Here is a 15637-nt window from a genome sequence, read left to right as displayed (position 1 = left end):
CTTTTCACGCTCCTAAGAGATTATTTTTTATCTTTATTTTCCTTACTTAAAGTAGTAGCTTGATTTTTATTTCCAGCGTTAGATATTGAACTTCTCATACTTGTATCTGCAATAACATTTTGCATATCATAATAGTCCATTATTCCAAGCTTTCCTTCTCTAAGTGCATAAGCCATTGCTCTTGGTACTTCTGCCTCCGCTTCTACAACAGAAGCTCTCATTTCTTGTTCTTTAGCTACCGCCATTGCTCTTCTTTCTTCAGCCTTAGCTTGAGCGATATTTTTATCAGCTTCAGCTTGCAAAGTTTGAAGTTGAGCACCTATATTTCTTCCTACATCTACGTCTGCTATATCTATAGATAGAATTTCAAAGGCGGTACCTGCATCTAAGCCTTTATTTAATACAGTTTTTGAAATAGCATCTGGATTTTCTAACACTATCTTATGACTAGTAGAAGAACCAACTGTAGTTACGATACCTTCACCAACTCTGGCTAAAATAGTTGCTTCTCCAGCTCCACCAACTAATCTTTCAAGATTAGCTCTAACTGTAACTCTAGCTTTAACTAGAAGTTCTATACCATCCTTTGCAACTGCTGAAACATTTGGTGTTTCAATTACTCTTGGGTTAACACTCATTTTAACTGCTTCCAAAACATCTCTACCGGCTAAATCAATAGCAGCAGCCTTTTCAAATTGTAAATCTATATCAGCTCTGTGGGCTGCAATCAATGCATTTACTACATTATCTACGTTACCACCAGCTAAATAGTGGGCTTCCAACTGGTTTACATTTAATCCCATACCAGCCTTTGTTGATTTTATAAGTGGAATTACTATTTTAGAAGGTACAACTCTTCTAAGTCTCATACCAACTAAATTAAAAATACTTACTTTAACATTAGCCGCTAAAGATGATACCCATAATCCTAGTGGTACAAATGTAAAAAATACAGCAATTAAAGATACTACTGCTACAACTATTATAATTTTAATCATAAATAAATCAGCATTCATTATTAATCTCTCCTTTATATATTAATTTAGATTTTAGTTTTTTTTACTAATAATTTTACTCCGCTAACTTTAACTATTTCAACCTTAGTTCCACTGGAAATATATTCACCCTCAGAAATTACGTCGAATTTAACTCCATCTATATCTACAGAACCTGCTGGCCTTAAGTCTGTAACTGTAACACCTTTTTTACCAAGTAGATAATCTAAATCAGAAGAACTAATATATCCGTGTTCTTTCTTTTGTTCATCAGATAGTATTAATGGTTTGAAAAATTTTCCTTTTGTGAAATGCGTCAAAACTACTCCCAGCATAGTTCCTAGTACAGCGAGTATTGCTAATGCCATAACTAATGCTTGGGCAAAATTTTGAGCTGTTAGTACCACCGCCAGTATTAAACATATAGTTCCAATAATTCCAGGGACTCCAAAGCCCGGGATATGCATTTCTAATAATATCAATCCAAAGCCTATAATTAGAAGTAAAACTGTTACAACTGTTATATCTGGTAAAAATACGTTCATGTTTTTTATACCTCCTTTCTTACTATGAGTGAAAGTCCAAATTTTATATTTGGAAACTCAAACTTACTCAGCGAACGAATGTGAGTCGAGTTTCCTTATTAATATAATAATATTAATAATAAAGATTAGTAATATAAAACTTTTTAACTATACACTTTTAGGCTTGAAATGTCATTTATAAGTCTTTTGGATAGAATTATTTCTTTGGCAGAATTATTTCAAAAAATGTCCTTTGTTCATTTGAGGTAACTTTTATTGAGCCATTAAATTTTTCAACAATTTCTTTAACTATAGTAAGTCCCATACCATCTCCATGGCTGCCTTTAGTTGTAAAACCTTCTTTAAATATAATATCTATAATTGCCCTAGGTATAATATCTCCATTGTTTGATATATTAATTCTTATATTTTGTAAATCTTCTGCAAATTCGACAAGCATATATCTGTTATCAACTTTTAGTTTTAAAGCAAATATTGCATTATCTATTATGTTGCCAATAACTCTGCAAAATTCCCATGGTTCCATATTAAGAGTTCTCAAATCACTTTTTATTTCAAGCTCCATTTCTATTTCATTTTTTTCTGCCATTTGTAATTTTGCTTGAAGCAATGCATTTACCGCTGGTTTTGAAGTCTTTAAAGCTTTACTAACCCTAACTATATCTTTGTAGACAGGCTCTATATATTTTCTTGCTTCATTGAATTCTTCAAGTTCCATTAATGAATAAATAACTTGAATATGGTTTAAGTAGTCATGTCTCTGTGTTCTTAAAGTTTTATTAAAATCTTCAAGATAAATTACTGTATCTATTAAATTATTACTGCCTTTTTTAAATAGTAGATTATAGAATATTATTCCTGTAATAATGCTGTTAACACCTATGCTTATAGCTATAACATAAATAATAAAATTGCCTTCAATCATATAAGGATTTTTATTTTTGTAATAGATAAATAATGTAATAAACACTACTTGTATTAAGTTTAAAAATATAGATATTAATACTATTTTAGATATATTATAGGGTTGTTTTTTTAATGTCATGTGCTCACTCCTTATTTATAAATACCCAATATATTTTACCATATTCTTTTTAATATTAACCTTAAATATATTTAGTTTCTAAAAAAATATAGATTGACGAGTATAAGTATGGTCTGTAAAATTAGGATAAATAAAGAAAAAAACTGGGATAGTAAAGAAGAGTGAGGGGGTTTTAAATGAAAGATGATTTACTATACTCTGAAAGCAAGAAAATAAATAGAAAATTCTTAAGAGATTCATTAAGTGAAAAAGTGACTAAAATTAAAAATTCAATTAATTATAGATTAAGAGTTTTTAATTCAAAGGAAAAAGAAAATTTAACGTTAGAATCAGTAAAAAAACAATATGAAGAACTTAAAGCGAAGAAAGAAGAATTTGAAAAGTATGAAGATGACTTATTAAAATATGATGATGAATTAAAAGACATGGATTATTGCTTAATAAAATCCAATGATTTAAATTCAGTTATTAATTGCAAAAAGAATAGCTTATCTCAAAGATTTTTTAAGTATATAAATATAAAACTTGAAAGTAAAGCTACAAATGCTTTAATGTTCTTCAATAAGGAAAGCATTATTAAAATAGAGGAAGTTATAAACAAGTTAGATAGAGATGAAATATTAATAGAAAAAACATATAAATTAAATAGACTCAATATTGAAAAAATATGTGATTTATATATAAGTTATGAAGAGAAAAAATATGTAATAAAGAATATAGAACCTTTTGATAAAAAGATATTAGGAACTTTGAGTGAAATTGTAAATGTATACGAAGAATATCATCTGCAAAATAAAGAAATAAGAGATAACTTTATTAAAGCTTTTTCAGATGCTAAATATGAATTAAATATTGCAAGTCCATGGATGAATAATTATGTAGTTAATGATGAATTAATAAATAAGATGGAAAAATTACTTATAAGAGGTGGAATTGTTAAAATAATTTATGGAATAGAGGAAAATAATTCATTTTCTAATTTCAAAAAAGAAAATAACAATAAGAATAGAAATAGTGATAGAATTGCAGAAAAATTAAAAGAAAAATTTAAATGTTACAATGATAATTTTAAAATAAAAAAGGTTAATTCACATAATAAACTTTTAATTTGCGATGAAAGCTATTATATTGAGACAAGTTTTAATTTATTATCTTTTTCAGGAGAATATGATGAAAATTCCAATGATACCCGCGATGAAGGCGCAACTTATAGTACAAATATAGAAGTTATAAAGGATTTAAGAAATAGATATTTTGATTTTTAATTGTTTTTAGAGTAATAAATTAATGTTAAACCTAGTAGAAGGCTGTCATTGCTTACTACTGGGTTTATTGCATTAAATAGGTGTATAAAATTAACATAAATAAAAGTTCAAAAAAAGCAAATAATAAAAAATAAAGAATTTTTTATAATAAGATTAAAGTAGATTACATAGGAGGAAAAAATGAAAAATAAATTAAAGTATATTTTGTTCATTTTTGTGAGTTTATTTCTTATTATTTCTATTTTTCAAGAAGATATGAGTAGTGCTTATGCAATAAATAATGAAATAGGTGTAGAAAATAAAAAGACTACTGAGAAGGATAAAAAAATAATTTATTTAACCTTTGACGATGGACCTAGTTATAAAGTAACCAATAAAGTTCTAGACATATTAAAAGAAAACGAAGTGAAGGCAACTTTTTTTTTAATAGGTAACCAAATAAAAGATAAAGAAGATGTGGTAAAAAGAATTTATGATGGAGGTCACAGCATAGGACTTCACACCTACACTCATAATTTTAGAAAGATTTATTGTGATGAAGATAAGTTTATACAAGAAATGATGTCTTGTCGTAGTGAAATAGAAGAAGTTATTGGAATTGCACCAAATATAATTAGGTTTCCTGGGGGGAGTTATAAGCATTTAAGTAAAAGTTATTTAAAAAAGTTACATGACAATAATTTTAAAGTGTATGACTGGAACCTAGATAATTGTGATGGATTAAATCCAAAGATTCAACCATATAATTTATATACTAAAGCAATAAAAGGTAGCGATAAAATGAATAAGATTATATTACTTATGCATTGTACTGATATGAACAAAAACACCTGCAGTGCACTTCCTAAAATAATAAGTTATTATAAATCTCATGGATATGAATTTAAGCTTATTACAGATGATACAGCAGAATTATACTTTCCAATAAAGAAATAAATATTTAACTTGAAGGATATATTTATATTTGAGCAATATAAATAGAATTGGAGTAAGTATATCAAGAAAAGGAAGTCTATTGATTTTTAGACTTCCTTGATTATTATATAGAGTTAACTTTTGCTAATAATCATATAGTCTCCACAAGTAAGCTGAACAACTTCTGCTTTGAGTGCTTTAGAGATATCATTAGTTAATTGTTTTTGTTCCTTTAAATTATTGGCAACTAAAATTAAAGGATTACCGTTTTGTGCTCTGTCTTTACTTAAAGATATATATGCCACTATTTCATAACCTGTACTTATGATAATCAATCCTTTCTATTTAGCAGAGTTAGATTTCATTATTCTATAGTTCTTTTTTATACTTTCAAGAAGAGGAATTTTCTTTATGGTTTCAATAAATACTGCTTCATCATAAATAATTGGAACCATCACTACTGCTATTCTACCTGTGTTATAATCGCATTTAGTATAGTGATATCTTTTTAGTCCAAGTATTCTACATGCTTCAAATATAATTGCTTGCCTTTGACCATTATGATTAAGTATTCTATTGAAATGTTTTTCCTTAGGACATATTACCGCTGCTATACCACTATTTTTAACTAATTCTCTAGAAAAATCTGTTCCAAGATGATTTGTTACCAATATATCATCTACATATAGTTCAGAATTTTTCAAAGTTATTTTAGCTAGATTTATATCGGCAATATCTCCAACAGCTTTGCCCTTTGAAAAGTTTTTAAGAATATATAGTGAAATAGCACCAACTAAAATTCCACATAATATATTTATTAGCATAATGCTCTTAGGTACAATATGCATAGTTAAACTAGTTATAAAAGCTACTAATAATGAAAAATAATTTCTTGCTTCAAAGGTTTTAGCAATACCATCAATGTAAGCTTCTCCTCTAAAAACATGTTCAACACCATCAAGAGCCTGAAGACTTTCTTTTTCTATTCTTCTTACTTCACGAAATTGCTCAGTGGCAAGAACAAGAAAAGTAACTGCTTCAAAGTTTTTTTCAAGTAATGCAGGAATTGCAATAGCTCCTATTCCAGAAGAGATAAATCCAGTTACTAAATGGATTAAGTATCCATTAGGATAACTAGGATATTGTCTATAGTCAACAATAAGAGTAATATATCTTGCTATAGTTCCGCATAATAATGGAACTAAAATTAAAACAAGTGAATATTGTGAAAGTGCTTCTTTATCCATTAGATTCCTCCAGAGTACACAATATTTAGTAGTTAATATACATTTACAAAGTATTAACATATGATAATTTTTGTAATACAGATAAAATTTATACATTTTATTGAATTTTTAAGTAGATATTAATTTTAAGATAAATCGTCTACTTATCTTAAATCTTAGGCATGTGAAAGAAAATAGACTAGAATTCTGACTTGTTATTTCTTTGAATATGTCCTAATGCAAAAATTAATACAAAACTTCTTAGTGGCAATTTCACTTTTGTAAGAGTTAGGCAAATTGGATTTGGAATTTTAATATTATAATAGTGTGGATGAAAATTTTATTACTAAGGGATGTGATTGTAACCTCTGATGTATAAAATTAATATAATGATAAAAGTAAATAATTAGTTTAGGAGTTTTTTGTGTTATATAGTAGTAAATTTATAAGACAATCTTTGGAACTACACCTTTTCTTCACAAGAATCATGAAGGAACATTCTTTCTTTTTAGAAGTAGGATTTACTCCAAAGGATTCAAATTATATAGATGAGGCAGATGCATTTAGAATTGAATTTGACAGACTTTTAGCTGATGTCATATCTATTTCTGATGGTGTTGTAAGTAATGACGTATTGGAATCTGGAGAAGTAATAACACCTTTCACACTTGATGCTGAAAAATCATCAGCATATTATACAGGAGTTAAAATTGCAACTAATATTACTAGCACAGAAATTAAGTTAACAGGAGATTCTCTAAACAGAGAAAATAAAGAGATTCTTGAACGAAGAGTGTTTGTAATTAATAATAGAGCAATGGAATTAACTAGAGGTTTAATAAGATTTAAGTCTAAATTACTATCAGAGGTTTTATCATGTAAGGTATTTACAGTTAATTATCCCTTACTTATAGATCATATTATGAGAGAAGCAAAGCTTTATTTTACTTTAGTTAGCAGATTGCAAAATCACGAAGATATTGATATAGAGAGAGAAGCTTATGTGCAGGAACTTTTCTGGAATAGAATTATGGCAGAACATTCAAAATTTATTCGTGGACTTCTTGATCCAACTGAAAATGAATTAATAAATGCAGCAAATAACTTTGGAAATGAATTCGATAGGTTAACAATAGAGGCAAGAGAAGCTATGAACCAATCAATTCCAATTTCTGAAGTTACAGATGATAGTTATAAAGCAACTGTAGAAATAAGTAAATTTAAAGAACAAGGCACACAGGGATTAGTGGAATGTAAAATCAAATCTATAATATTACCATTACTAGGTGATCATACTTTACGTGAAGCAAATCATTATTTACGTTTATTAAAAATATTTAAGAAAGTACCAGAAATGGATTTTAGATAAGTCTGATTTAAAAAATATTTTAATCTAAATTTAAAGTATTTATAATGGTAAGATGAACCGATTGACTTTAGAGTGAATAATATGATATGAGAAATGCTTACTAATGAATATAGAGAGATTAACATGAAGCAGGTGTTAAAATGGACAGCTTTAATCAAATTATGTTTAATATAAGACGAGGCTACTATGGATATATTGGTTCTGGCTCTAGTAGAGATGTATTTGATTTAGGAAATGGATACGTAATTAAAGTAGCAAAAAATATGGCTGGAATTGCACAAAATGAGTGTGAATATAATATTTCATGTTATGATAAGTCAGATTTATTTGCAAAAGTTGTACAAGTTTCAAATGGTTTTTATTTCTTAATAATGGAAAAGGCAGATAAGATATATAATATTTCAGAGGTATTTAGGTATTTTAGAGTTAGTGATAAAAGAGAGTTGTTTCACGTAAAAGAAATACAAAACATTAAGAGAAACTATAATTTATTATTGGCTGATTTTGAGAGGAAAAGTAATTGGGGGATAATTAAAAGAAGACCTGTTATCATTGATTATGGTTTTACAAAGGAAGTCAGCCAAAAATATTATTAATCTCTTTAGATATGGCAGGATACACTATATCCTGCCATATTACATAACAACACTATATATGAACATGAGAGTATAATTAAATTTATTTAATTATTAGAATTTGAAATGTGTTATATATGCAAGTAATTCAGAAATTACTCATCTAAAAATTAAATTATATAAGTTATAATTAATTTTGTATATTAAAATAAGTTCCAGTAAATATATGTAAGTTATTTGCTAGAACTTATACGTAATATTTATTAATTTACTTTAAAGATGTTAACAAGTAATGAAAGATAATTATGCATAGATTCTTTTATATCATAAGTGTCATCATGGAGACACCAGTCATAGACAACACCTCTAGCCGCAATAAAAATATAATCACATATGGCCTCAGGAGTCATACTAGATATTATTTCATTTTTATTTTGTCCTTCAAGTATAATTTCTTGCAATAACACTTGCATAAATCTTCCCTTTTGAGGGAAGATTTTATTGTTAGAATTATATAGTTGTTTCATTATTTCAATACCAACTAAATTATTATATATTCCATAATAATCAAAGAATTCAATTATTTTATCTAAGCTATTAATACTTTTAATATTATTTTTGACTTCATTTTGAAAATAATCATCAGCTCGTTTATATATTTCTGTAAGTATGTCGTTTTTAGAGTTAAAATAGTTATAAAAAGAACCTACAGATACACCAGCCTTTTTGCATATATCTTCAATTTTTAATTTTTCATATCCTTGTTTTTCAAGCAATTCAACTGAAATTTTATAAAGTTTATTTCTAGTTTTTTGAGCTTGTAGCTGACGTCTATTTAATATTTCTTTTGCCATATATTTCTCCTCTAAGTAAGAATATTCTAAAGTTAATTATATTTCATTACGCTTTTTTGTCAAATAAAATAAAGGAATAGAAATTTGCAATATAAGTTCATATATGCTTATATATTTTAATACTAGATGGATTGACAAATATGTAACAAGGAAAGTATAATATGGTTATTAGATGAATCAATTCACTGAATTAATTCTATAAAATAAACGCTAGCAAAATATAATAAATAATGTGTGTGGAGGTATTTGTAATGAAAGCAAAATATCAAAATCTTTTTGAACCAATAAAAATTGGTAAACTAGAAATAAAAAACAGATTTGTAATGGCACCTATGGGTCCAGGTGGATTGTGTGATGCAGATGGAACTTATAATGAACGTGGAGTAGAATATTACGTTGAAAGAGCCAAAGGTGGTACTGGACTTATTATGACTGGTGTTACCATGGTTGAAAACGATATTGAGAAATGTGCACTACCATCAATGCCATGTCCTACATTAAATCTGTTAAATTTTGTTAAAACTGGTAAGTTGATGACTGAAAGAATACATGCACATGGTGCTAAAATATTTCTTCAATTATCAGCTGGATTTGGAAGAGTTAGTATACCTTCAATAGTAGGGAAAACAGCTGTAGCTCCATCACCAATTCCACATAGATGGATTGAAGGCGTTACTTGTAGAGAGTTAACTATTGAAGAGATTAAAACATATGTTAGAAAATTTGCTGAATCAGCTGCAATTGCAAAAAAAGCAGGTTTTGATGGAGTAGAAATACATGCAGTTCATGAAGGATATCTTTTAGACCAATTTGCAATTTCTTTCTTTAATAATAGAACAGATGAATATGGCGGAAGTTTAAGAAATAGATTGAGATTTGCTATAGAAATAGTACAAGCTATAAAAGAAACATGTGGACAAGATTTTCCAGTTTCTTTACGTTATAGTATTAAAAGCTTTATAAAAGATTGGAAGCAAGGTGGACTTCCAGGAGAAGAATTTGAAGAAAAGGGAAGAGATATAGAAGAAGGTATAGAAGCAGCAAAAATTCTCGAAGAAGCTGGTTATGATGCTTTTAATGGAGATGTTGGTTCATATGATTCATGGTATTGGAGTCATCCACCAATGTATCAAGAAAAAGGATTATATTTACCTTATAATGAAATTTTAAAGAAAGTTCTTAAAGTTCCAGTTATAACAGCTGGAAGAATGGAAAATCCAGAACTAGCTAGTGATTCCATTTCTCAAGGAAAAACAGATATGATAGCTCTTGGAAGACCACTACTTGCAGATTCAGAAATACCTAATAAAATATTAGCTGATGAATATGATAAAGTAAGACCATGTCTTTCTTGCCAAGAAGGGTGTATGGGGAGATTAGCAACATATGCAGCAATATCTTGTGCTGTTAATCCAGTTTGTGGTAGAGAAAATGAATATGGTATAAAACCTGCTGAAGTAAAAAAATCAGTTGTTATAGTAGGTGGGGGAGTAGCAGGTCTTGAATCCGCAAGAGTATGTGCCCTTAGAGGTCATAAAGTTACATTATTCGAAAAAACAGATAGACTTGGTGGAAATATAATACCAGGTGGAGTACCTGATTTCAAAGATGATGATAGAGCGCTTGCTAAATGGTATGCTAATGAATTAGAAGATTTAAATATAGAAGTTCATTATAATACAACAGTTACAAAAGAAATACTTAAAGAATTAAAAGCTGATGAAGTTATATTAGCTACAGGATCTACTCCAAGAATTCTTAATATTGATAATTCTAAAAAAGTATTTACTGCTGAAGATGTATTACTCGGAAAAGAAGAGGCAGGAGAATCTACAATTATCATAGGAGCAGGACTTGTAGGATGTGAAACAGCATTATGGCTAGCTGATCAAGGTAAAAAAGTTACCATTGTAGAATTACAAGATGGTATCTTAAAAGTTGGTGGACCATTATGTCATGCTAATGAGGATATGCTTAAGGATTTAGTTAACTTTAAGAATATTGATCTTAGATTAAACACATCTGTAGCTTCAGCAACTGATAAGGGATTTATATTAAAATCAGGAGATAAAGAAGAAGTTATAGAAGCTGATTCAGCTATAGTTTGTATAGGTTATGTTTCAGAAAAGAGTTTATATAATGATATAAGATTTGAAAAGCCAAAAGTTCATTTAGTAGGAGATGCAAGCCAAGTACAAAATATTATGTATGCTATATGGAATGCGTATGAAGTTGCAAGAAATATATAATTAACAATAAGATAAAAGTAATTTTTAATGACATCCCAATTATTCATAGAGATAGCTGATGACACAAAACTAGTTTTTGCGTCATCAGCTATTTTTTTGTTAATTTAAATATGTAAGCAGAAAACTGCATTCACAAATTTTATTCGGTAAAGGAGGTACTTTTCTATGGCAATTACAGAGGTAAGTCAAAAATATGATATAACGGCAGATGCATTGAGGTATTATGATAAGCCACTTACTTTTATAAAGTAACTGTGATAGAATAATAATAGGTGGTGATTAGATATGGAAAAATATCATATGTGCCCAAGGTTTGAAAATGCTTTTGAATTGTTAGGAAAAAGATGGACTGGGTTGATTATAAGAACTTTATTAAATGGACAAAATCGATTTTCAGATATAGAAGAATCTATTCCTAATATGAGTGCTCGTATGCTTACAGAAAGATTTAAGGAATTGGAGAAGGAAGGAATTCTTTTAAGAAAAGTTTATCCAGAAACTCCAGTACGCATAGAGTATGAATTAACAGAAAAAGGGCGCGCGTTGCAAAGTGTGATGGATGAAATTCAAAAATGGGCAGAAGAATGGGCCTAATTAAAATAATACAAAACTTATAAAGAATCCCTAATGCTTTAGGAGGTTCTTTATATTTTTATCTACACGAAAATGATAGTTTAAAAGCATGTTTAAAAATTTAATATGAAATTGCTCTTGACTAATTATATTGAATGTGTAATAATTTATCTAAAGTTACTTACTAAAAGTAATTAACTAGAATAAAATTCTCAAATGAAGTTTAGTAAGTTGAGAAGAATTTATAAAAAATTTAATGATGTTTTAAGTTAAAAATATAAATGTTAAATAGGAGGAATGAATTATGTCAAAGGATTTTTTTACTGCGGTAGCAGACAGACGTACATTTTATGGAATTAGCAAAGAGTCAGTGATTTCAGATGATAGGATTAAGGAGGTTATAGAGCACGCTATTAGACATACTCCATCAGCATTTAACTCACAAAGTACAAGGGTAGTGCTATTACTAGGAAATCATCATGATAAGTTGTGGGATATAGCAAAGGAAGCTTTGAGAAAGATTGTACCAGCAGATCAATTTAGTTCTACTGAAGATAAAATAAATTCATTTAAAAGTGGATATGGCACAGTGTTATTCTTTGAAGATAACATTGTAATAGAATCTCTTCAAGAGCAATTTGCTCTATACAAAGATAATTTCCCAATCTGGTCTCAGCAAGCAAGTGGAATGCATCAATTTGTCATTTGGACTGCATTAGAAATTGAAGGATTTGGAGCATCTCTACAACATTACAATGAACTTATTGAAAATGATATAAAGAAAGAATGGAGCATACCTTATAATTGGAAACTCATTGGACAAATGCCATTTGGGAAACCAACAGCTAAGCCAGGTGAAAAGCAAATTCTACCATTAGAAGAACGTGTAAAAGTATTTAGATAAACTGTTCTTAAATAAATGTTAAATTAACTAGCACAACGAGTTAAATAGATTTAATCAATAATTTATAATGCAGATTGAAAAAGGAGCTAGATTAATTTTTCTGACTGAATATCGTTCTTTTGCTAGTTATAAAAAATTTATATAAACCTCTCCTTATGTATATTGAAAACATCTAATCAGAATTGGATTAGATGTTTTTGGTTTGAATTTACTTTTTGTTACAAATCTATGTAGATTTTCTTAACAGGATTTATTATAATAACTTTTGAAGTAAAAAAAGAAGCATACACTTTTTAGTAGTATACTTACCAATAGGAGAGTGCAAATTATATGAATATGCAATCTGAGACTGAACAAACCCCATTTGAATATACGCTTAGTATAATCGGAGGAAAGTGGAAAATGAGAATATTATATCAATTAGCACATTGCAAGTTATTAAGATTTAATGAACTTAAGCGTAATATACCTAACATAACTTATAAAATGTTAGCGGCTCAACTTAAAGAGTTAGAAAGTGATGGAATTGTTATACGCAAAGAATATCATCAAGTTCCTCCTAAAGTAGAGTATTTTTTATCTGAAAGAGGCATATCACTAATGTCTGTACTTAATTCAATGTGCGATTGGGGCAAAACACAAAGGAATATAAATGCGTTGAAATAAGTCATGAAAGTTAACAGGAAATATATATGAATTACAAAAAACATACAATATATTCTAATTAACACTTCTTAATTATTAATATCAAGCCATAAGCATTTTTATTATTAAAGTGACAGTAAATCTAATTTAATAATAGATTTGTTGTCACTTTGCTTATTAATATGAGCATATTTCCTTAGCTTATGCAAATTATAATATTAAAATATTATGATTTATTTTAGTTTATTATTGCCTTTATTTTTGTTATCTATATTTTTATTTTTCTCATCATTACTCTTATCGTTCTTGTTCTTATTGTATTGAGAAGTACCCATTAGTATCACCACCTTACTTTAATTTTTATTATTCTCAGAAAAAGTTTACGTTATTCATCTTTGCAAATAAATTTTAGAAAGCAAAATCCCATCAAAAAAATTTAAAAGAACAAGTAAAGTAGAGAGAACGTTTATTTGCAGTAAGTCTCTCTAATAAATAGTCTGACTTTATAAATCCATGTATTATTTAAAGTAAAGATATGAGCTATATCTCTAACAGATTTCTTATTCATTTTATAATATTGTTTATTCATAATAAATGAATTTTAGGAAAACAATATTATGTAATTATTATCATAAAATATTAATTTTTTGTGATAAAATGCAAAAAGTATAGCATATTAACCGTTTAAGGATAAAAAAATACATTTTACAGTACAATTATTGAATAGAATCAATTACAATGTTACAGTTTATATTAGTAATTAAAATTATATACTAACATATGTTATAGAAATTTAAAGTAATAGGGAAGTGGCTTTAAATTTATTCAAAATAAGGATATGGAATAATGAAAGAGGGGATATAGAAAATGTCAAAGATGATCAAGTGCAAAATTTGTGGTGGTGAAATTGAATCAAATGCAAAATCTTGTTTGAATTGTGGGGAGATTAATCACAATTCTATACAGATAAAATATATTTTTGGAGCAATGGGAATATTCTTTTTACTTATATTTTTTGTTGTTACAATGGGATTTTATGGAGGCAAAGATAAAAAAATAAATACTAATGTTGCTAGTGCGTCAACTGAAAATAATATAGAAGTATCATCAGCTACAAGTGAAGGCGAATCTAAAAGTCAAGATACAACAATAACATATAAAAATTTTTTAGATATAAAAATGGAAGAATCATATGATGATGTTGTTAACTTACTTGGAAATGGTAAAGAAAGCGCATCAAATGAAATAGATGGAATACAAACAAACATATATGAATGGAAAAAGTCTGGGAGTGGTTATATGACTGTTACTGTACAGAATAATGTAGTAGTTGAAAAATCGCAGTTAGGGTTAGAATCAATAGATTCTCAAATTACAATGGATAAATATAATCAAGTAGAAAATGGAATTTCATATGAGGAATTGACAAAAATATTAGGTGAAGGTGTAATGTTATCACAAGCTAAGCTTAATAATATAGAATCTAGTATCTATGAATATATAAATAAAAATGAATCCAATGCTAGTTTTACATTTAGTGGAGGAAAGTTAATTGGAAAATCACAATATAATTTAGATTAGAAATAAAATTGAATATAGTGATTATTAAAATATAAATTATATACGTGGATTTTAAATATCACTTTATACTAAAAGGCATTTATAGAAAATATAAACGTCTTTTTTGTTTTATCAATATATTATATTCTGTGTTAATGGTCTAAATGGCTTCAAAAAAACTATCAGATCTATATTACAATTTGCTAGAATACAAGAGAATCAGTAATTGGTTTTCAGTATTCAATAGGATTAAGCGTAGACAGAATAATGGTAACAAATACTTGGCATGAATTGTTAGGAATATGCTAAGACAAATATAAAACCGTTAACAATAGATTATAAAAACTGATATCTTATATTATACGTAAAACAAGTAAAATGAAGAATAAATTATATATATTTTATAAAAATTTCAATAGAGATATTATATAGATGATTCTAAAAATTATCAATTACATAGCATTATATTTAATTATAAATCTCTGTAGAATAGCTTAAATACTAAGTTGTAGCTATGTGGATAATTATAACAAATTATATTTATTTAGAACTTAGTCGGGAAAAAGTCGGGAATATTTTATGGTATGTTTGGTGATTAGTAAAGGCATCCTACAATGCTTATTATAAATAAAATATATTAAAAGTTATTTGTTTAGTTTAAAATATAATTATTTTAAAGTATAATTTTATTAGAGATAAAACTGTAAATACGTTTAGTATGAGGTGAATTTATATGGAATTAAAAAAAAATAATGCAAATTTATATAATCAATTTTTAAAATATTCATATGGCAAATTGCAATAACAAATTGAACTAATTTCTATTTATGACTTAAACACTTGTATTTTCTTAAACTGCATAAATTTTATCTAAGTGTGCTTCAAATAACTCTTCAGGAGTCTTATAGTTAAGTATT

The 15637-nt window shown here is 27.5% G+C and carries 15 protein-coding genes; 9 read left to right on the top strand and 6 right to left on the bottom strand.

Annotated features, from left to right (window positions below; genetic code table 11):
* Positions 1–20: 20 nt before the first annotated feature.
* From floA to CLPUN_RS20240, 3 genes are all read right to left on the bottom strand, one after another.
* Positions 21–1016 (bottom strand): flotillin-like protein FloA, encoded by a 996-nt coding sequence (gene floA, locus CLPUN_RS20250; RefSeq protein ID WP_077849048.1) that lies wholly within the window; start codon positions 1014–1016, stop codon positions 21–23.
* Positions 1017–1042: 26 nt separating this feature from the next.
* Complete coding sequence (locus tag CLPUN_RS20245; protein ID WP_077849047.1) at positions 1043–1540, bottom strand: NfeD family protein; 498 nt, start codon at positions 1538–1540, stop codon at positions 1043–1045.
* Positions 1541–1736: 196 nt separating this feature from the next.
* Positions 1737–2585, bottom strand: a complete 849-nt coding sequence (locus CLPUN_RS20240; protein ID WP_077849046.1) for a sensor histidine kinase — start codon at positions 2583–2585, stop codon at positions 1737–1739.
* Between the two features lie 176 nt (positions 2586–2761).
* Here CLPUN_RS20240 and CLPUN_RS20235 point away from each other — a divergent pair, with 176 nt between their 5' ends.
* On the top strand, positions 2762–3850 hold the full coding sequence (locus CLPUN_RS20235; protein ID WP_077849045.1) for a phospholipase D-like domain-containing protein: 1089 nt from the start codon (positions 2762–2764) through the stop codon (positions 3848–3850).
* A 180-nt stretch (positions 3851–4030) separates the two neighbouring features.
* Complete coding sequence (locus tag CLPUN_RS20230; protein WP_077849044.1) at positions 4031–4786, top strand: polysaccharide deacetylase family protein; 756 nt, start codon at positions 4031–4033, stop codon at positions 4784–4786.
* A gap of 113 nt (positions 4787–4899) precedes the next feature.
* On the opposite strand, the gene CLPUN_RS20225 is transcribed toward CLPUN_RS20230, so the two are convergent.
* Positions 4900–5100, bottom strand: a complete 201-nt coding sequence (locus tag CLPUN_RS20225) for a capping complex subunit for YIEGIA (protein WP_077849043.1) — start codon at positions 5098–5100, stop codon at positions 4900–4902.
* Positions 5101–5106: 6 nt separating this feature from the next.
* Complete coding sequence (locus CLPUN_RS20220) at positions 5107–6012, bottom strand: YIEGIA family protein (RefSeq protein WP_077849042.1); 906 nt, start codon at positions 6010–6012, stop codon at positions 5107–5109.
* A 403-nt stretch (positions 6013–6415) separates the two neighbouring features.
* On the opposite strand from CLPUN_RS20220, the gene CLPUN_RS20215 reads away from it, so the two are divergent.
* Both CLPUN_RS20215 and CLPUN_RS20210 read left to right on the top strand, forming a co-directional pair.
* A complete protein-coding gene (locus tag CLPUN_RS20215; RefSeq protein WP_077849041.1) occupies positions 6416–7360 on the top strand; it encodes a DUF2935 domain-containing protein in 945 nt (314 codons plus the stop codon).
* A gap of 140 nt (positions 7361–7500) precedes the next feature.
* Positions 7501–7956 (top strand): hypothetical protein, encoded by a 456-nt coding sequence (locus CLPUN_RS20210; protein ID WP_077849040.1) that lies wholly within the window; start codon positions 7501–7503, stop codon positions 7954–7956.
* A 242-nt stretch (positions 7957–8198) separates the two neighbouring features.
* Here the strand turns inward: CLPUN_RS20210 and CLPUN_RS20205 are convergent, their stop codons facing one another.
* Entirely contained in the window at positions 8199–8789 is a 591-nt protein-coding gene (locus tag CLPUN_RS20205) for a TetR/AcrR family transcriptional regulator (protein WP_077849039.1), read from the bottom strand.
* A 251-nt stretch (positions 8790–9040) separates the two neighbouring features.
* Here CLPUN_RS20205 and CLPUN_RS20200 point away from each other — a divergent pair, with 251 nt between their 5' ends.
* The 5 genes from CLPUN_RS20200 to CLPUN_RS20180 all read left to right on the top strand — a co-directional run bounded on the left by CLPUN_RS20200 (position 9041) and on the right by CLPUN_RS20180 (position 14741).
* Positions 9041–11038, top strand: coding sequence for an oxidoreductase (locus CLPUN_RS20200; RefSeq protein WP_077849038.1), 1998 nt, complete (start codon positions 9041–9043; stop codon positions 11036–11038).
* Between the two features lie 285 nt (positions 11039–11323).
* Positions 11324–11632, top strand: coding sequence for a winged helix-turn-helix transcriptional regulator (locus tag CLPUN_RS20195; protein ID WP_077849037.1), 309 nt, complete (start codon positions 11324–11326; stop codon positions 11630–11632).
* A 283-nt stretch (positions 11633–11915) separates the two neighbouring features.
* Positions 11916–12515, top strand: a complete 600-nt coding sequence (locus CLPUN_RS20190; RefSeq protein ID WP_077849036.1) for a nitroreductase family protein — start codon at positions 11916–11918, stop codon at positions 12513–12515.
* Positions 12516–12845: 330 nt separating this feature from the next.
* Positions 12846–13181: a winged helix-turn-helix transcriptional regulator gene (locus CLPUN_RS20185; RefSeq protein ID WP_077849035.1), complete on the top strand. Its 336-nt coding sequence runs from the start codon at positions 12846–12848 to the stop codon at positions 13179–13181.
* Between the two features lie 846 nt (positions 13182–14027).
* Entirely contained in the window at positions 14028–14741 is a 714-nt protein-coding gene (locus CLPUN_RS20180) for a DUF3862 domain-containing protein (protein ID WP_077849034.1), read from the top strand.
* The last annotated feature ends 896 nt before the right edge of the window (positions 14742–15637 follow it).

The organism is Clostridium puniceum (assembly GCF_002006345.1).
Lineage (GTDB): Bacteria > Bacillota > Clostridia > Clostridiales > Clostridiaceae > Clostridium > Clostridium puniceum.
This window is presented reverse-complemented; position numbering and strand designations above follow the sequence as displayed.